At 74.9% G+C, this 16,305-nt stretch carries 18 protein-coding genes and 1 pseudogene; 7 read left to right on the forward strand and 12 right to left on the reverse strand.

Translation table 11 applies throughout. The features are described from left to right. Positions 1-76: 76 nt before the first annotated feature. A complete protein-coding gene (locus tag NFX44_RS01995) occupies positions 77-595 on the reverse strand; it encodes a helix-turn-helix domain-containing protein (RefSeq protein ID WP_262281733.1) in 519 nt (172 codons plus the stop codon). A 56-nt stretch (positions 596-651) separates the two neighbouring features. Here NFX44_RS01995 and NFX44_RS02000 point away from each other — a divergent pair, with 56 nt between their 5' ends. Next, entirely contained in the window at positions 652-1,605 is a 954-nt protein-coding gene (locus NFX44_RS02000; RefSeq protein WP_262281734.1) for a S41 family peptidase, read from the forward strand. A 13-nt stretch (positions 1,606-1,618) separates the two neighbouring features. Here the strand turns inward: NFX44_RS02000 and NFX44_RS02005 are convergent, their stop codons facing one another. From NFX44_RS02005 to NFX44_RS02020, 4 genes are all read right to left on the reverse strand, one after another. Next, entirely contained in the window at positions 1,619-3,118 is a 1,500-nt protein-coding gene (locus NFX44_RS02005) for a hypothetical protein (protein ID WP_262281735.1), read from the reverse strand. 31 nt (positions 3,119-3,149) lie between these two features. Further along, positions 3,150-4,229, reverse strand: coding sequence for a hypothetical protein (locus NFX44_RS02010; protein WP_262281736.1), 1,080 nt, complete (start codon positions 4,227-4,229; stop codon positions 3,150-3,152). Positions 4,230-4,319: 90 nt separating this feature from the next. Beyond that, positions 4,320-4,496 carry a hypothetical protein gene (locus tag NFX44_RS02015; protein WP_262281737.1) on the reverse strand — a complete coding sequence of 59 codons (177 nt, stop codon included), beginning with the start codon at positions 4,494-4,496 and terminating at the stop codon, positions 4,320-4,322. A 2-nt stretch (positions 4,497-4,498) separates the two neighbouring features. Beyond that, positions 4,499-4,732: a zinc ribbon domain-containing protein gene (locus NFX44_RS02020; protein WP_262281738.1), complete on the reverse strand. Its 234-nt coding sequence runs from the start codon at positions 4,730-4,732 to the stop codon at positions 4,499-4,501. A gap of 129 nt (positions 4,733-4,861) precedes the next feature. Here NFX44_RS02020 and NFX44_RS02025 point away from each other — a divergent pair, with 129 nt between their 5' ends. Together NFX44_RS02025 and NFX44_RS02030 are read left to right on the forward strand one after the other, a co-directional pair. Continuing rightward, complete coding sequence (locus tag NFX44_RS02025) at positions 4,862-5,182, forward strand: YciI family protein (protein WP_262281989.1); 321 nt, start codon at positions 4,862-4,864, stop codon at positions 5,180-5,182. After that, complete coding sequence (locus NFX44_RS02030; protein ID WP_262281990.1) at positions 5,179-6,390, forward strand: RNA polymerase sigma factor; 1,212 nt, start codon at positions 5,179-5,181, stop codon at positions 6,388-6,390. Before NFX44_RS02025 ends, NFX44_RS02030 begins: the two co-directional genes overlap by 4 nt. A gap of 67 nt (positions 6,391-6,457) precedes the next feature. Here the strand turns inward: NFX44_RS02030 and NFX44_RS02035 are convergent, their stop codons facing one another. The 6 genes from NFX44_RS02035 to NFX44_RS02060 all read right to left on the reverse strand — a co-directional run bounded on the left by NFX44_RS02035 (position 6,458) and on the right by NFX44_RS02060 (position 12,258). Further along, complete coding sequence (locus NFX44_RS02035) at positions 6,458-7,309, reverse strand: SRPBCC family protein (RefSeq protein WP_262281739.1); 852 nt, start codon at positions 7,307-7,309, stop codon at positions 6,458-6,460. Beyond that, complete coding sequence (locus NFX44_RS02040) at positions 7,302-7,862, reverse strand: helix-turn-helix domain-containing protein (RefSeq protein ID WP_262281740.1); 561 nt, start codon at positions 7,860-7,862, stop codon at positions 7,302-7,304. Before NFX44_RS02040 ends, NFX44_RS02035 begins: the two co-directional genes overlap by 8 nt. Before the next feature lie 85 nt (positions 7,863-7,947). Next, positions 7,948-8,892, reverse strand: coding sequence for a hypothetical protein (locus tag NFX44_RS02045; protein WP_262281741.1), 945 nt, complete (start codon positions 8,890-8,892; stop codon positions 7,948-7,950). Beyond that, on the reverse strand, positions 8,889-9,410 hold the full coding sequence (locus NFX44_RS02050) for a SigE family RNA polymerase sigma factor (protein ID WP_262281742.1): 522 nt from the start codon (positions 9,408-9,410) through the stop codon (positions 8,889-8,891). Before NFX44_RS02050 ends, NFX44_RS02045 begins: the two co-directional genes overlap by 4 nt. A gap of 122 nt (positions 9,411-9,532) precedes the next feature. Beyond that, on the reverse strand, positions 9,533-10,876 hold the full coding sequence (locus NFX44_RS02055; protein ID WP_262281743.1) for a class I SAM-dependent methyltransferase: 1,344 nt from the start codon (positions 10,874-10,876) through the stop codon (positions 9,533-9,535). Beyond that, positions 10,873-12,258, reverse strand: coding sequence for an FAD-binding oxidoreductase (locus tag NFX44_RS02060; protein ID WP_262281744.1), 1,386 nt, complete (start codon positions 12,256-12,258; stop codon positions 10,873-10,875). The genes NFX44_RS02055 and NFX44_RS02060 overlap by 4 nt, the downstream gene beginning before the upstream one ends. Before the next feature lie 93 nt (positions 12,259-12,351). On the opposite strand from NFX44_RS02060, the gene NFX44_RS02065 reads away from it, so the two are divergent. Genes NFX44_RS02065 through NFX44_RS02075 form a run of 3 tightly spaced genes read left to right on the forward strand, consistent with a single transcriptional unit; the run spans position 12,352 to position 13,925 of the window. Then, positions 12,352-12,822 carry an aminoacyl-tRNA deacylase gene (locus NFX44_RS02065; protein ID WP_262281745.1) on the forward strand — a complete coding sequence of 157 codons (471 nt, stop codon included), beginning with the start codon at positions 12,352-12,354 and terminating at the stop codon, positions 12,820-12,822. 40 nt (positions 12,823-12,862) lie between these two features. Then, positions 12,863-13,147, forward strand: a complete 285-nt coding sequence (locus NFX44_RS02070) for a DUF427 domain-containing protein (protein ID WP_262281746.1) — start codon at positions 12,863-12,865, stop codon at positions 13,145-13,147. 58 nt (positions 13,148-13,205) lie between these two features. Continuing rightward, positions 13,206-13,925: an RICIN domain-containing protein gene (locus NFX44_RS02075; protein ID WP_262281747.1), complete on the forward strand. Its 720-nt coding sequence runs from the start codon at positions 13,206-13,208 to the stop codon at positions 13,923-13,925. A gap of 4 nt (positions 13,926-13,929) precedes the next feature. On the opposite strand, the gene NFX44_RS02080 is transcribed toward NFX44_RS02075, so the two are convergent. Then, the gene (locus tag NFX44_RS02080; RefSeq protein ID WP_262281748.1) at positions 13,930-15,225 is read right to left on the reverse strand and encodes an MFS transporter; all 1,296 of its coding nucleotides are present in this window, start codon (positions 15,223-15,225) and stop codon (positions 13,930-13,932) included. 52 nt (positions 15,226-15,277) lie between these two features. Between NFX44_RS02080 and NFX44_RS02085 the strand changes: the two are divergent. Continuing rightward, positions 15,278-16,267 (forward strand): annotated as a pseudogene (locus NFX44_RS02085) (GlxA family transcriptional regulator); the annotation flags it as partial. Positions 16,268-16,305: the final 38 nt, after the last annotated feature.

Genomic DNA, 16,305 nt, shown 5'->3' on the forward strand with positions numbered 1-16,305 from the left:
ACGACCGGTTGCGGACGGCGAACGGCAGCAAGCCTAGTCAGCGCCCGGTGCCGCCGCCAGAGCCGATCGGCGGCCGTCACCGCCCGGGTGGGCCGACGTGTTCCGGGCCGCCGCGGCGGTAGAGGGAGACCAGGACGCCGTACCGGGGCTGGTCCGGTCCGGCCTCCTCGGCCTCGCCGACGAGCGTGTCCAGGGTGGACCGGAGCCGCTCGGCCTGGGCCGGAGTGAGCCGCAGGTGGCGCAGGTGCACGAGCGGGTCGGGGTCGCCGGCCAGTTCCTCGGCGACCGCGCCCAGCATCGCGCCGGTGGCGCCGGCGTCGACGGTCTCGCCGGACAGGCGGCGGAACGCCCGCTCGTGGTACTGCTCGGTGCCGCCGCGGACCTGGCGGGTGTGCGCGACCCGGACCAGGCCGGCCTCGGTGAGCACCTTGAGGTGGTGGGCGACGGTGCCCTTGGCCGCGCCGAGCCCGGCGGCGAGCTGGCTGATGGTGGCCGGCCCGGACCCGAGTGCGAAGAGCAGCCGGTGCCGGAACGGGTGGGCCAGCGCCTTGAAGTGGGCCGGGGTGCGGACCTCCAGGTCGGTCTTGTCGTTCACTGTTAAAGCGTCTAATTCTCTTGACGCTTTGTCAACCGGCCTGCTCTACTCGGGACATGCGTCAGGATGAGATCACCGACATCGTCGAGCGGGCCACGAAGCTGGTCGCCGAGCAGTACGTCTTCCCGGAGGTGGCCGGCCGGATCGCCGCCCACCTCGGCGACCGGCTCCGGGCGGGGGCGTACGCGGAAGCGGCCGACCCGGCGGCCCTCGGCGCGCTGGTCACCAGCGACCTCCAGGCCGCCAACGGCGACCTGCACCTGCGGCTCAAGCACCACGAGACGCCGCTGGCCGACGTCGCCGACGACCCGGCCGAGGTGCAGTTCGTCCAGCTCGCCGCGCTCACCATGGGTGGCGTGGCCCGGGTGCAACGGCTGCCCGGCAACGTGGGGCTGCTGGAGATCGCGCCGTACCTGTTCCCGCCGCACCTGGCCGGCGACCACGTGATCGCCGCGCTGCGGCTGCTGGCCGGCACCGACGCGCTCCTGCTCGACCTGCGCGGCAACCGGGGCGGCAGCCCCGACATGGTGGCCCTGGTCTGCGGCTGGTTCTTCGCCGAGCCGACCCACTTGCACACCATGCACGAGCGGGCCGGGACCACCCACCAGTACTGGAGCGCCGCCTGGCTGCCCGTGCCCCGCTACGCGCCCGACAAGCCGGTGCTCGTGCTGACCGGCCCGGAGACGTTCTCCGGCGGCGAGGAGCTGGCGTACGACCTCCAGCAGTTCGGCCGGGCCACCGTGGTCGGCGAGCGGACCCGGGGCGGGGCGCACCCGCGGGTCGGGCACCGCCTGCATCCGCACCTGGAGCTGACCGTCCCGGTGGCCCGGCCGGTCAACGCGGCGAGCGGCACCAACTGGGAGGGCTGCGGGGTCGCCCCCGACGTCGAGACGCCGGCCGAAGCGGCGCGCGACGTCGCGTACCGGAAGGCCCTGGAGAGCCTGCTGGCGACGGACCCGCGGCGGCCGACGGCGGCTGAGGCGCGCGAGACCCTGGCCGCGCTCGGCTGACACGGCGCCGGCGTCAGGACCAGTCCTCGGCCGGGGCGTCGGGGGCGGGTGCCGTGGTGGGAGGGCCGCCGTGGGTCCACGGCGTCTCCTCCGGGGCCGGGAAGGCGCCGGCCGGCAGGAAGCCGTCCGACAGGGTGGTGAGGCAGAGCCGCTCCCCCACCTCCGGCACGCTGCCCGGCAGGGCGGTCAGCCCCCGGCCCATCCCGCCGGAGAGCTCCAGCACCACCTCGGTCTTGCCGTCGGCGGCCGGGGTCACGAAGACCACCTTGGCCCTCTGGCCCGGCCGGGCCGGCGAGTACAGCGTCGCGCCGACCGGCACGAGCACCGGCTCGGTGGTGACCACCTGGATCCGCGGGCGCAGCACGGGCCGCCTGCCGGTGTCGTCGACCCGCTTCGGGTCGGCCAGCGTCACGTCACCGACGAACGCCTCCCCGACCAGCCGGTGCTCGGCCATGACCAGCGGGTCGTCGTAGGCGCGCTGGACGGCGTAGGAGGCGAGCGCCCGCTCCAGGCGGTGCAGGCGCAGCGCCGCGGCCACCGCGCCGTCCCGGCGCGGCTGCGGGCCGCCACCGGCGTCGACGTGCTCGGCGTGCGCCGTGAAGGCGTCCTTGTCGCCGTCCCAGCGGGCGGACACCCGCGCACCGGCCGGCAGCGCGCGGAGCAGCCCGACGCCGCGCCACATCAGCTCCCAGGTGGGCGCCAGCTGGTCGCGCAGCAGCCGTTCCAGCTCCGCGTACGCGGTCGCGCGGGCGACCGGGTCGTCCCCGGCCCGGGTGTACGCCTCGATGGCCGGCGCGAGCCGGTGGTTGTCGAAGTCGGGGTCGGTGGCCGGTCCGGCCGGCGGGCAGCGGGCCGGGTCCTCGGCACGGGCGGCCGCCTCGGCGCCGGTCCGCCCCGGCGGCGGGTCGAGCCAGCCCAGCAGCGCCGGCAGGTGCAGGTCCTCCACTGCGCTCTGGCCCGTCGCCCAGTGCAGGGTCAGCGCGTCGGTCAGCGCCACCAGCGCCGCCGACCCGGGATGCTCGGCGCGCTCGGCGAAGAAGGTCAGCCACCGGCCGAGCATGGGCACCGACGGGTGCACCGGGTGTTCGCCGTCGGGCCGGCGGAACCGGGTGGAGCGGCCGAACAGCCGCAGGAAGGTGATCCCGGCCGGGTTCGGCACCAGCAGCTGCGGGGCGTCGACGTAGCGGTGCCGGACGTCCCGGCCCCGGTCGACCGGCACCGCCTCGGTGCGGTCGCGGAACTCGTCGAGGTAGGGCAGCACGATCCCGGCCAGGTCGGCCGCGAACGCGAAGCGCTGATCCCGGTTGCGGGGCTGCGGCACGACCAGCAGCCGGGCCTCGTCGGGTGCGGCGCCGACCAGGGCCGCGAGCGGGGCGTTCGCCTCACCGGCCAGCGCGAGCGGCACCAGCACGAGCGGGCGGTCGGACAGGTGCAGGTGCCGGACGGTGGCCACCGGCTGGGCCACCCCGGCGGCGACCGCCTGCGCCTGGGCCAGCGCGCGCAGGGTGCTCACCGGGTGCTCCGGTCGGGGCGTCGGGGCGTCCTCATGCGGGGTGCCCGGCCAGGGCGTCGGCGCGCAGGCGGGCGGCGGCGCGCAGCAGGGCCGCGGCCTCCGCCTGCTCCGGTTCGGGGGCGCGGACGCCTTCGGCGAGCGCCAGCACGTCGGCCACCTCGGCGACGCCGCCCAGCGCCTCCCGGACCGGCCGGCCCAGGGCGCCGGTGTGGCCGCGCGCCTCGTGCCGGCAGAAGTAGGCCAGCTCGCAGGCGGCCAGGCAGTCGGGCGCGTAGTTGGCCGGTACGCCGGTGAGCGCGCCGGCCAGCGCGGCCGGGTCGGCGCTCAGGTCGGCGGTGAACCCGGCCGGCACGGCGGCGAGCAGGTCGTCGAGCCGCGCCATCCGGTCGAGCTGGCGGCGCAGCACCAGCAACTGCTTGCGCACGTCGAGCAGGCTGGCCACCGGCCGGTTCGCGAAGTCACGCGGGCAGACCAGAACCACCTCGTGCGAGACGAGGTGCGGGTCCCGGCCCTCGGCGGCGAGCAGTTCACGCAGCGCCAGCACGTAGACGGCGGACTGGATGGCGGCGGCCGCGACCTTGGCGGGGTCGGCCTGGCCGTCGATGATCGGGAACGACTTGATCTCCACGACGTGGAAGCGGCCGGCGAGCCGGGCGGCCACCAGGTCCGGCTCCAGGTTCACCCGGCGGCCGGCGACGTCCAGGCCGAGCAGCGGATGGTCGAAGAGCGCCGGCCCGTCCCCGCCCGCGGTGAGCGCGGCGCGGGAGCGCTCCGGCCGGTCCTCGTCGCCGCCCAGGTCGGTCCAGGTGGCGCCGTCCGGCACCGGCACGCCCAGGCGCTCCGCGACCAGGCGCAGCAGCTCCGCGCCGCCGTCGGCCTTCACCTGGGCCTCGAACGCGTTGCCCCGGGTGATGGCGAAGCGGGATTGGCCGAACCGGGCCGGGAAGCCGATCCGCTCGGCCAGCTTCGGCTTGTCGACGCCGGCGCCGTCCAGCACGGCGCGGCGGGTGCAGCCGGGGTTGCCGGTCAGCGCGGCGATGGTGCGGGCGTTGTGCCGCCGGGGCGGCACGCCGCCCCGGATCTCGGCCAGGCGCTGCGCGGTGTCCGTCACGACAGCCCACCCTAGCGGTGGAAGCAAGGGTCACCTGTTGACGCCGGCGGTGGAGAGGGGTTTCCTTCTGACCGTCGGGCCGGAGCGGGGTCAGCGGCCGGCGGAGCGGTTCCAGGGGAAGCGGGGTGACTGGGCGCCGGCCGTGGGCCGGGTGCGGCGGCGGTGCCGGCGACCCGGCGTGCAGGGCGGCCGGGAGACGGTGTGCACCGGCGCGGCCGGCGGGGTGACCGGCTGGCGGCCGATCAGCCAGCAGAGGAAGCGCGCCACGGTCAGCCGACCGGGAGGCGCTCGGCCTCGGCCCGGGAGACGTCGTACTGCGCGCCGCAGAACGTGCACTGCTGCGCGTAGCGGGTGCGCACCGGGATCAACGGGATGAAGAAGAGGGTGAACTTCGTGGCCCGCCGGGTGATGACCTGGGCGGCCCGGTTGCCGCAGTTGCGACAGACCTGGGTGACCACGCCGGACCGGTCGACCTTGGTCCGGAGACCGAAGATGAAGAACATCGCCCGGCATTACCCCGCCGGGCCCCGAAAATCACCACCAGAAATTTCTGCCGCCGCTGTCCGGAGGCGCGCCCGGCGTTCGTCAGGGTGGATGAAGGCACGACCGACAGGAGTGAAGCGATGAAGTACATGATGCTCGTCTGCACCGACACCCAGCCCGACCGGAACCCGGACGCGGCGCCCGACATCGAGAAGTGGGTGGCCGAGCGGGACGCCAACGGCCAGCGGCTGACCGGCAGTCGGTTCGCGCCCGCGTCGGCCGCCACCACCGTCCGGGTCCGCGACGGCGAACTGCTGCTGAGCGACGGCCCGTTCGCCGAGACCAAGGAGGTCATCGTGGGCTTCGACCTGCTGGAGTGCGCCGACCTGGACGAGGCCGTCGAGGTGGCCCGCGCCCACCCGATGGCGTACGCCGGGCGCATCGAGCTGCGCCCGCTGGTCGAGAACTGATCCGGGTGACCGACGCGGCCGGGGCGGTCGCCGACGCGGGCGCCGAGGCGTACCCGCGGATCGTGGCCGCCCTGATCCGCGTCACCGGCGACTGGACCCTCGCCGAGGACTGCGCCCAGGAGGCCCTCGCGGCGGCGCTGGAGCGCTGGCCCCGCCAGGGCGTGCCGGACAACCCGGGCGGGTGGCTCATGACCACCGCCCGCAACCGGGCCGTGGACGTGCTGCGCCGGGCCACTGTGGAACGCCGCAAGCTGCGCGACCTGGCTCTGCTCACCGACCCCGCACCCGCGCGACCGGAGGGAGACGTGGTGGACGACCGGCTCCGGCTCATCTTCACCTGCTGCCACCCGGCGCTGGCGCTGGAGGCCCGGGTGGCGTTGACCCTGCGCACGGTGGCCGGCGTGCCGACCGCCGACATCGCCCGCGCCTTCCTGGTCACCGAGTCGACCATGACCCGCCGGCTCACCCGGGCCAAGACCCGGATCGCCGCGGCCGGCGTCCCGTACCGGGTGCCGACCGGGCCCGCGCTGGTCGAGCGCCTGCCGGGCGTGCTGGGAGTGCTCTACCTGCTCTTCACCCGGGGGTACGACGCCGACGGCGAGCCGGCGTTCGCCGCCGAGGCGATCCGGCTGGCCCGGCTGCTGCACATGCTGCTGCCGGACCAGCCCGAGGTGGCCGGGCTGCTCGCCCTGTTTCTGCTGCACCACTCCCGCCGGGCGACCCGCCGCGACCCGTCCGGCGACCTGCTCACCCTCGACCAGCAGGATCGCACCCGGTGGGACCGGGCCGCCATCGCCGAGGGCGTCGGGCTGCTGGACCGGGCCGGCGGCGGCCCGTACGCCCTCCAGGCCCGGATCGCCGCCGCGCACGCCACCGCCCCGACCGCCGCCGAGACCGACTGGCCGGCCATCGCCGGCTGCTACGACGCGCTGGCCCTGGCGCACCCGACCCCGGTGGTGCGGCTCAACCGGGCGGTGGCGCACGGGTACGCGTACGGCCCCGCCGCCGGGCTGGCCCTGCTCGCCGAGGCCCGGGAGGGCGGGGCGCTGGACGGCTACCCGCCGGCGATGGCCGCCGAGGCCGAGTTGACCGCCCGCGGCGGCGACCCGGTACGCGCCGCCGCGCTGTTCCGGGCCGCCGCCGACGCGGTCCGCTCCGACCCGGAGCGGCGGGCACTGCTCCGCCGGGCCGACGAGCTGTCGCCCTGAGCTGTCAGGAAGGGCCCCTCCTGCACCGGAGGCGTCAAGAAGGGGTCCTTCCTCGCGCGGCGCTGGCTCACGCGTTGCTCGGCATCTCCACGTCGAGCCAGATCGGCTGCCAGTCGGCCACCTCGTGGAAGCGGCGCAGCTCGGCGAGCCCGGCCACGCTGCCGGTCCAGGCCGCGTACGGCGGGTTGCCCTCGTCGAAGCCGGACTGCACGAAGGTCAGCTTCGTCCGGCCGCCGGACTCGGCCAGCTCCCAGGTGCTGACGCCGGTCGGGCCCCAGTCGACGGAGAGCGCCCGGCCCGGGGTCAGGTCGACCACCTTGGCCGCGTAGCCGGCGTCGAAGCCGCCCATGGCGTAGCGGCCGCCCACCCACGGCTCGATGCCGATGGGGAAGCCGAACCAGGCGCTGGCCTGCTCGGAGTCGGTCAGCGAGGTCCACACCTTGTCCATCGGCGCGTCGATTAGCAGCTCGCCGCGCAGGTCGGCGGAGGTGAAGTCGGTGCGCGGCAGCAGTGGGCGCCCCTCCAGGTGGGCGTTGAGGTTGGCGATCGCGAGCGCCCAGAAGGTCTGCAGGACGCCCCGGATGCTGCTGCCGCTCATCGCCTCCTCGAAGCTGAAGTGGCTCTGCCGCAGGGTCAGCACGGTGCTCCCGTCCTCCGGCGTCAGCTCGAACTCGGTGGTGGTCTCCACCCCGTCGAGCGTCCAGGCGAAGCGCAGTGTCCGCTCGTCGGCGTGCACAAGGCGCTGGTGCGGCGCGTCGCCCTCGGGCGTGTGGCGGCCCCAGAACTCGTAGCGCCGGGGCAGGTCGACCTCGGCGTGCTCGGCGAGCCAGACGCGCAGCTCGGCCGGATCGGTCAGCGCGCGGCGCACGGCCTCGACGGGTGCGGCGAGGCGGGCCCGGACGGTCAGCAGGTCACTCATGGTTGTCGCCCTTCGGGTAGCAGGCCACGGCGAGTTTGAAGGCGTCTCCCTCGGCGCCGCCGTAGCGGGTGAAAAGGTCCTGCAGTGTCGACTGCAGGTCGTGCAGGAACTCCTGCCGCCGCTCGGCGGGGACCCGGATCTCGCCGGAGACCCCGATCGACGGCAGTTCGGGTGCGGTGCGGTCCAGCGCGGCGATGTCGGCCTGGACCTCCTCCATGAGGTCGAGCAGGTAGCCCAGGCTCAGCTCGTCCTGCGCCCGGCGCGCCCCACCGATCCGGCCGACCAGCCGGGGCGAGAGCCAGTAGGACCGGGCGACGGCCTGGTAGATGCCCTCGCTGATGCCGCGCACCCGCCGCTCGGCGACCTGCTCGGCCAGCCCGGCGGCGACCAGTTGCTTGACGTGGTAGTAGACGCGCTGCGGCGTCTGCCCCAGCCGGGTGGCGATCTCGGTGCAGGTGCGGGGCTCGGCGAGTTGCCGCAGCACCTCGATGCGTTGCGGCTTGAGCAGGGCTTCGGCCTGCTCGCGCTGTTCCAGGTACAGGACGTCTCTCATGGCAAAATCAGTTTGTACGTACAAAACTTCTTTGTCAATAGGTTCGAGGGAAGGCCGCGCGGTCCGCGCGGCCTTCCGTGGCGAGCTACTTGCCGATGACGGGGGCGTGGGCCGGGGCCTTGACCGTCACCGGCAGGCCGTAGCCGGACAGCTCGATGACGACCCTGAGGTGGGAGGTGAAGTCCTTGCTCCGGAGCATTCGGGACGTCCGTTCGTAGGCCACCTTGGCGATCCGGCCGTCCGCGCCGACCGTCACCTCGCCGACGAGACGGTCGGCGAGGATCTCGTTGGAGGCATCCGGCGCCGAGACGTCGAAGTGGTAGACGCCGGGCGACTGCTCGGTGACCGTGGCGCCCGCCCGGTCCAGCACTCGGAGCAGTGCCTGCGGGCTCGCCGAGGCACCGAGACGACCGCCCATCGCCATGTCGTAGTCGAGGCTGTCCTGCCGGTCCGGGACCCGGCTCCACACGATCTTCCCGTTGTCCGGGTCCCGGCCGTCCCGGCCGCCGAGGTAGAGGACACCGTCGATCAGCCGCAGGTGCTCCGGGCCCGCCGCGACGGCCGGCCGCAGCCCGGTGTACGGCGAATCCAGGTAGCCGGTGGCCGTGGCCGGATCGAAGGCGCCCTTGGTGACCCACCGCCGGCTCACCGGCTCCGGCAGCTCGCCCTCTGGCGGGGGCGCGTCCAGCGAGGTGGTGGTGACCTTCACCTGGTAACTGATGTTCTCGCTGGCCGCCGCGGCCGCGGCGAGGCGCAGTTGCGGCGACTGCGGGCTCGCCGCGGGCGCCGGCCGCCCGGCGGCCGGTCCGGACGGGCCGGGACGGCCGCCGGCGTTGCCGGCGCCGACGGTCAGCGCCGCGGTCAGCGCCCCGGCGACCCCGACCATCCCCGCGGCGTACGCGGTGCGGTGCAGGGCGGTGCGCCGCCGGTGCCGGCGGGTGGCCGCGCCGAGCACGTCACGGGTGGGCGGCAGGCCGGTCACCCGGTCCCGCATCCCGGTGATGAGCTGGTCTTCCAGGTCGGTGGTCATCTGCGTGCTCCGTTCATGCCGGCGCCTTCGAGCGCCCAGTCGGCGGTGAGTTCACGTAGCCGGGTGAGCCCCCGGGAGGCGGTCGACTTGACCGTGCCGACCGAGCAGCCGAGCAGCTCGGCGGCCTCCGCCTCGCTCAACTGCTCCCAGTAGCGGAGCACGAGCACGGCCCGCTGCCGGGGCGGCAGCAGGTTCAGCGCCTGCACGAGCGCCTGCCGCAGGTGCAGCACGTCGGTGCCGTCCGGCTGGCCCGGCGGCTCCACCTCCGCCAGCACCTCCGGCCGGCGCCGGCGCACCCGCCACCGGTCCACCGCCAGGTGGTACAGGGTGCGGCGCAGGTAGCCCTCCGGGTCGCCGTGCACCCGGTGCCAGTTCCGCATCAGCCGTTCCAGCGCCGCCTGCACCAGGTCCTCCCCGGCGACGCGGCTACCGGTCAGCAGCACCGCCGTCGCGAGCAGGGCACCGCCCCGCTCGGCGACGAGGACCTCCAGCCCGTCGAAGCGTCTGTTCCGCCACACCGGCTCTCCTCTCGTCGTCACCAAGGACGACGGGACACGCCCGGAGGTTGACCGGCCGGACCGACCGGTTTCACGACGAAAGGCCGCGCGGACCGCGCGGCCTTTCGTGGGATCGGAACCCGTCAGGGCGTCCAGTCGGGACGCAGCGGGTAGCCGTTCACCCCCTGCGGACCGTTGTGCGTGGCGAGCACCTGGTGCAGCTGGATGCCGTTGCGTTCGAAGGCCATCCGGGAGCCGGCCATGTAGAGCCCCCACACCCGGGCGGTGCCCACACCGACCTCGCTTACGCAGAAGTCCCAGTGCTCGACGAGGTTGCGGCACCAGCCGGCCAGGGTCAGCGCGTAGTGCTGCCGCAGGTTCTCCTCGTGGTGCACCTCCAGCCCGGCGTCGTGGATCTCGCTGATCAACCGGCCCGGGCCGGCCAGCTCGCCGTCCGGGAAGACGTACCGGTCGATGAACGCGCCGGAGCGGTGCGGGGCCCGGTTGTCCGCCCGGGTGATGCAGTGGTTGAGCAGCCGGCCGCCCGGCTTGAGCCGGCTGCGCAGCGCTCCGAAGTAGGCCGGGTAGTTGCGCACCCCGATGTGCTCGGTCAGCCCGATCGAGGAGATCGCGTCGAACTGCTCGCGCGGGGCGTCCCGGTAGTCCAGGTGGCGCACCTCCGCCAGGTCGCCCAGGCCCTCCCGCTCGATCGCGGCCTGCGCCCACTCGGCCTGCGCCCGCGACAGCGTGACGCCGAGCGCCTTGACGCCGTACTCGCGGGCCGCGTGGCGGACCATGCCGCCCCAGCCGCAGCCGACGTCCAGCAGCCGCATCCCCGGCTTCAGCGCCAGCTTGCCGGCGACCAGGTCGTACTTGGCCCGCTGCGCCTCCTCCAGGGTGTCGGACGGGCTGCGGAAAACCGCGCAGGTGTACGTCATCGACGGGCCGAGCACCTTCTCGTAGAAGGCGTTCGAGACGTCGTAGTGGTGTGAGATCGCGTTGCTGTCCCGGGTGCGGGAGTGGCGCAGCCCGTTCACCACCCGCTTCCAGCGCGGCGCGGCCTCCTGCGGCGGGGGCGGCGGGGGCAGCAGCCGCTCCCAGCCGAGCCCCTTGACCAGGGCCAGCGCCTCGGCCACCGGCGGCATCCGCAGCGGCATCTCGTCCTTGAGCACCCGCAACGCCTCGTACGGGTCGCCCGGGTGGACGCCCTCCAGACCGAGGTCGCCGCTCACGTAGGCCCGGGCCATGCCCAGGTCACCCGGGGCGGTGAGCAGGTAGGACAGCCCGCGTTCGGAGCGGATCGCCAGGGTGATCCCGGCGTCGGCCGGGCCGACCGCGCTGCCGTCGTATCCGGTGATGCGCACGGGCAGGTCGCCCGTGGTGACCGCGCGGATCACGTCCGCCACGGTCGGTCCGCCACGCCGGCCCCCCGCCGGCGGGCCGGCCGGGGCACTCGCCGCCCCGGGTGTTCGGTCGGTCAGACTCATGCTCGCGCTACCGCCTTTTCGTACAGTCCGGTCAGCCGGTGGTCCGGGTCGTAGCGTTCCTTCACGGCGCGCCAGGTATCCCCGCCGTAGAGCCGGTCGAACGCCGCCCGGTCGTAGTACGCGTCGGAGTAGAGCGACTTGTGGCCGCCCGCCTCCGACACCGCGTGCTCGATCTCCCGGTTGACGTCACCGTCGGCGGCGCCCTCGGCGATCGGCACGCTCCCCCAGAAACCGATGTTCACATAGGTTTCGCCCGGTTGGAGGGGATACAGCGGCCAGGCCCGGGCGGATCCCGGGCCGGCCGGCTCCCGCAGCCGCAGCGGGCAGAGCCACACCGGCTCCATCCGCACGGTCCGGGCGAACCAGCGCAGGAACTCGGCGGTCCCGGCGAGCGGGATCTCCACGTCCTGCACCACCCGCTCCCGGGCCGGCCGGCCCCGCCAGCGGTCGATCCGGGCGGCCACCTGGTGCCGGTGCTCCAGGCGCACCAGCCGGTGGTAGAAGTCGCTGCGCCGGTAGCGCTGGGGCCAGAGCCGGCGGACCACCGGATTCTGCACCCCGAACGCCGCGGAGCACCAGAACCAGTCGGTGTCCCAGCGCCACAGGTAGTCGTACGTGGTGAGCACGTCCCGGGTGCGCCGGCGCAGCGAGCGGTAGTAGATGTCCTGGCCGGTGTAGTCGCTCGGCGGGCCGTCGGCCTCGTCGGTGAACGTGGCGAGCACGAGGTACGCCTCGCCGGGGCTGAACATCACCCCGTCCATCCCGTCGACCGGCTCGCCCTCCCAGGAGCCCTTGGCGACCACCTCGGCGATCGCGTCGGTCAACTCCTCCAGCCGGCTGAACCGGATGTTGCGCAGCGCCACGTACCGGCGGACCGGCTGCAGCTCGATGCGCAGCCGGGTCGAGTAGCCGAGGCTGCCCAGCGAGTTGGGGAAGGCCCGGAAGAGGTCGGCGTGCTCGCCCACCGGCCGGGCGGTGAGGAGGTCACCGGACCCGGTGAGGATGTCCAGCTCGGTCACCGACTCGTGCGGCAGGCCGTTGCGGAACGAGGTGGACTCGATGCCCAGCCCGGTCACCGCGCCGCCCAGGGTGATCGTGCGCAGCTGCGGCACGACCAGGGGCATGAGGTTGTGCGGCAGGGTGGCGTCGACCAGGTCCTCGTACGTGCACATGCCCTGCACGTCCGCGGTCCGGGCGTCCGGGTCGACGGCGAGCACCCCGGTCAGCCCACTCACGTCCAGGCCGGGGGTGCGCGGCGCGGATCGGGGTCGGAAGAGGTTGGAGGTCTGCTTGGCCAGCCGTACGGGTTCTCCGGCGGGCACCGCGGCGTATGAGCGCCGCAGCGCGTCCACCGCCCGCTCATGATCACGGACAGCGTGCATGAGATGACCTTACGCCTGAGCACGAGAATTCGTGGGATGTCCACGGTGGCCTTTTCGAGGCCGGCCGGAGATCCACGGGTTACCGTGGCGGGCATGCCCTCCCCCGCGCTCGCCGCCCTGGACGCCGCCGGCCTGCCCTACCGGGTGATCCGGCACGGCCCGGTGCGCAGCCTCACCGAGGCGGCCGCGGCGCGCGGCGTCGAGGTCCCCGACGTGGTCAAGACGATCGTGGTCCGGCGCGGCGAGGACGACCACCTGTTCGTGCTCACCCCCGGCGACCGGGTCGTCTCCTGGCCGAAGCTGCGCCACCTGCTCGGGGTGAGCCGCCTGTCCATGCCGGACGCGGTGGCCGCCCGGGCGGCCACCGGCTACGAGCGGGGCACCATCACCCCGTTCGGCGCCAGCACCGCCTGGCCCGTGGTCGCCGACGAGCGGCTGCGCGGTCGGGAGATCACCCTCGGCGCGGGCGAGCACGGGGTGGCCGTCGCGGTCGACGCCGACGCCGCCCTCACCGCGCTCGACGCGACCGTGGCGGACGTCACCGATCCGGAGCCGGCCCGCTGAACGGTGGCCGGCGCCCGGCCGCCGGCATAGCGTGGAGGGCATGCCGAAAGCCGTCTGGAACGACCTGGTCGTCGCCGAGAGCGACGACACCGTGCTGGTCGAGGGCAACCACTACTTCCCCCGTTCGGCCCTGCGCGACGACCTGATCCGCGACTCCGACACCCACACGGTCTGCCCCTGGAAGGGCACCGCCTCCTACTACACGCTCGAACACGCGGGCGCCAGCAGCCCGGACGCCGTCTGGTACTACCCCGACCCGAAGCCGGACGCGGAGATGGTGCGCGACCGGGTGGCGTTCTGGAAGGACGTCCGGGTCGTCGACTGAGTCACCCCGCCGCCGGGGCGACTGGCTCCCGACCGTCCCGGTGGGTCAGGATGCCCCCATGGCAGACCCGCGCCCCGATCCGTCCGGCACCGTCTACGGCGGCCGCCGTCCGGCCCGCCGCCGGCTGCCGCAGGACCCGCTGATGCGGATCGCGCTGGGCGTCGCCCTGGTCGGCGTACTCCTGGGGGTGTTCTTCGCCACCGGCGTGCTCGGCGGCGGGGGCGACCAGCCGGTGGTGCCGGCGGCGGCCGAGCCGACCCCGGCGGCGAGCGAGACGAGCGCGGCCGCGGCCACGACGGCGGCCGCACCCACCACGGCGGCACCCTCGCCGAGCGCCGCGCCGACCACTCCGGCCGCTCCCGTGGCCACCCCGAAGGTGATCCGCGGCATCCCCTCCGGCCTCTGCCTCGGGGTGACCGGCGACGACCCGGAGGGTGCGCACGCCGCGCTGGCCGACTGCACCGGCGGGCCGGAGCAGCAGTGGGTGGTCACCCCGGTGGCCGCTGACACCTACGTCCTGGTCAACGCGGCCAGCGGCAAGTGCCTGGACGTCTACGGGCAGGGCACCGACGACGGCACGGACCTGGTGCAGTGGTCCTGCAACGGGCAGGCCAACCAGCAGTGGAAGCTCCAGCCGACCGGGTCCGGTCCGGTGCTGCTGGTCGCCGTGCACAGCGGCAAGTGCGCGCAGGTCGACGGCGCGGCCACCGAGGCCGGGAGCGAACTCGAACAGGCGCCCTGCAACGGCGCCCCCGAGCAGCAGTGGGCGGCCGGCTGACCGCTCAGCCCCGGTAGCTCCAGGCCCGGCGGCCCACCGCCACGGGGAGGGCGAACGCGGGCTCGTCGCCCCGGCGGCGCAGCAGCAGGGACAGGCCGGCCGCGCCGATCGACAGGGCGCCGGCCACGTACCAGGCCGCGGCGTAGTCGCCGAGCCGGTCGCGGACCAGGCCGGCACCGGTCGCGGCGAGCGCCGCGCCGACCTGGTGGGCGGCGAACACCCAGCCGAAGACCACCGCCCCCGACGCGCCGAACCACTCCCGGCACAGCGCCACGGTGGGCGGCACGGTGGCCACCCAGTCCAGGCCGTAGAAGACGATGAAGACCAGCATGCTCGGCCGGGCGGAGCCGGCGAAGAGGCTCGGGAGCACCAGCAGCGAGGCGCCGCGCAGCGCGTAGTAGGCGCCGAGCAGCAGCCGGCTGTCCACCCGGTCGGTGAGCCAGCCGGACGCGACCGTGCCGACGATGTCGAAGAGCCCGACCAGGGCGAGCAGCCCCGCCGCGGTGGTCTCCGACATGCCGTGGTCGTGCGCGGCCGGCACGAAGTGGGTGCCGACCAGGCCGTTGGTGGTCGCGCCGCAGATCGCGAAGCCGCCGGCCAGCAGCCAGAACGGCCGGGTCCGCGCGGCGGCGGCCAGCGCGCCGACCGCCCGGGCCGCCGCCCCGCCGGCCGGCGGCGCCGGAGGCACCACCTCGGTCGCGCCGTAGGCGGGCAGGTCGAGGTCCGCCGGGTGCTCGCGGAGCAGCCACACCACGAGGGGTACGACCGCCAGCGCGGCCCCGGCCACGACCAGCGCCGCCACCCGCCAGCCGTGGTCGCGCACCAGCACGGCGACCAGCGGGAGGAAGACGAGTTGCCCGGCCGCCCCGCCCGCGGTGAGCACGCCGGTGACCAGGCCCCGGCGCTTGACGAACCAGCGCCCGGTGACCGTCGCCACGAAGGCCAGCGCCATCGAGCCGGTGCCCAGCCCGACCAGCACGCCCCAGCAGAGGATCAACTGCCAGCTCGCGGTCATCCCCACGGTCAGCGCGCTGCCCAGCGCGACCAGCACCAGCGCGCCCGCGACCACCCGGCGGATGCCGAACCGGTCCATCAGCGCGGCGGCGAACGGTGCGGTGAGCCCGTAGAGCATGAGGTTGACCGAGACGGCGGCGGAGATGGTGGCCAGCGGCCAGCCGAACTCGGCGTGCAGCGGGTGCAGCAGCACCCCCGGGGTGGCGCGGAAGCCGGCCGCGCCGACCAGCGCGACGAACGAGACGCCGGCCACGAGCCAGGCCGGATGCAGACGGTGTCGGGTCACCCTCCGAGTCTCGGCGGGGCGGACCGCGACGACGAGTGGCCGGAAAGCCATCATGCGCAATAATCGGGCCATGGCTCCGCACCGCATCGCCGTCCTCGCCCTCGACGGGGTGGTCGGCCTCGACCTCGGCGCTCCGGCCCAGGTCTTCGGCACCGCCCGCACCGCCGACCACGCGCCACCGCTCTACACCGTCGAGACCTGCACCCCCGGCGGGCGACCCGTCCGCAGCACGGCCGGGTTCCAGGTCCTCCCCGACCACGGCCTGGAACTGCTGGACTCCGCCGACACGGTGATCGTCCCCGGCATCCACGGCGGCACCCCCCTCACCGACGGGACGCTGGACCCGGAGGTGGCGGCGGCGCTCCGCACCGCCCACGACCGGGGCGCCCGGATCATGTCGATCTGCACCGGCGCCTTCGTCCTGGCCGCCGCCGGCCTGCTCCACGGCCGCCCGGCCACCACCCACTGGGCGTACGCGGACCGGTTCCGCCGCCTGCACCCCGACGTGGCCCTCGACCCGGACGTGCTCTTCGTCGACGGTGGCGAAGTGCTCACCTCGGCCGGGGTGGCCGCCGGCATCGACCTCTGCCTGCACGTCATCCGCACCGACCACGGCAGCGCCGTGGCCAACCGGTCGGCCCGGCGCTGCGTGGTGCCGCCCTGGCGCGACGGTGGCCAGGCCCAGTACATCGAGCGCCCGGTCCCCCGGACCGCCGAGGCCGGTACCGCGGCCACCCGCGAGTGGGCCCGGCAGCGGCTGCACGAACCGGTCGCCCTGCGCGAGCTGGCCGCCCACGCCCGGATGAGCGTCCGCACCTTCACCCGGCATTTCCGCTCGGAGACCGGGCTCAGCCCGGCACAGTGGCTGCTCCAGCAGCGCACCGAGCACGCCCGGGTGCTGCTGGAGACGACGGACCTGACGGTCGACCAGATCGCGCGGCACGCCGGCTTCGGTACCACGGCCGCCCTGCGCCAGCACTTCCACTCCCGGGTCGGGGTCGCCCCGACCGCCTACCGCCGCACCTTCCGCCCACACCCTGACCCGGCGGTCCCCCGGCCCGATCCCATCGCGGATCGGTC

Origin of the sequence: Micromonospora sp. MA102 (assembly GCF_025460765.1) — a bacterium.
In the GTDB taxonomy this organism is placed as follows: domain Bacteria; phylum Actinomycetota; class Actinomycetes; order Mycobacteriales; family Micromonosporaceae; genus Micromonospora; species Micromonospora halotolerans.

Bases quoted from the DNA above. Each gene is read 5' to 3' on its own strand.
- NFX44_RS02035 (WP_262281739.1), bottom strand. From the start codon at position 7,309: ATGAGTGACCTGCTGACCGTCCGGGCCCGCCTCGCCGCACCCGTCGAG.
- NFX44_RS02025 (WP_262281989.1), top strand. From the start codon at position 4,862: ATGATGCTCGTCTGCACCGACACCCAGCCCGACCGGAACCCGGACGCG.
- NFX44_RS02040 (WP_262281740.1), bottom strand. From the start codon at position 7,862: ATGAGAGACGTCCTGTACCTGGAACAGCGCGAGCAGGCCGAAGCCCTG.
- NFX44_RS02055 (WP_262281743.1), bottom strand. From the start codon at position 10,876: ATGAGTCTGACCGACCGAACACCCGGGGCGGCGAGTGCCCCGGCCGGC.
- NFX44_RS02065 (WP_262281745.1), top strand. From the start codon at position 12,352: ATGCCCTCCCCCGCGCTCGCCGCCCTGGACGCCGCCGGCCTGCCCTAC.
- NFX44_RS02060 (WP_262281744.1), bottom strand. From the start codon at position 12,258: ATGCACGCTGTCCGTGATCATGAGCGGGCGGTGGACGCGCTGCGGCGC.
- NFX44_RS02020 (WP_262281738.1), bottom strand. From the start codon at position 4,732: ATGTTCTTCATCTTCGGTCTCCGGACCAAGGTCGACCGGTCCGGCGTG.
- NFX44_RS02075 (WP_262281747.1), top strand. From the start codon at position 13,206: ATGGCAGACCCGCGCCCCGATCCGTCCGGCACCGTCTACGGCGGCCGC.
- NFX44_RS02000 (WP_262281734.1), top strand. From the start codon at position 652: ATGCGTCAGGATGAGATCACCGACATCGTCGAGCGGGCCACGAAGCTG.
- NFX44_RS02045 (WP_262281741.1), bottom strand. From the start codon at position 8,892: ATGACCACCGACCTGGAAGACCAGCTCATCACCGGGATGCGGGACCGG.
- NFX44_RS02070 (WP_262281746.1), top strand. From the start codon at position 12,863: ATGCCGAAAGCCGTCTGGAACGACCTGGTCGTCGCCGAGAGCGACGAC.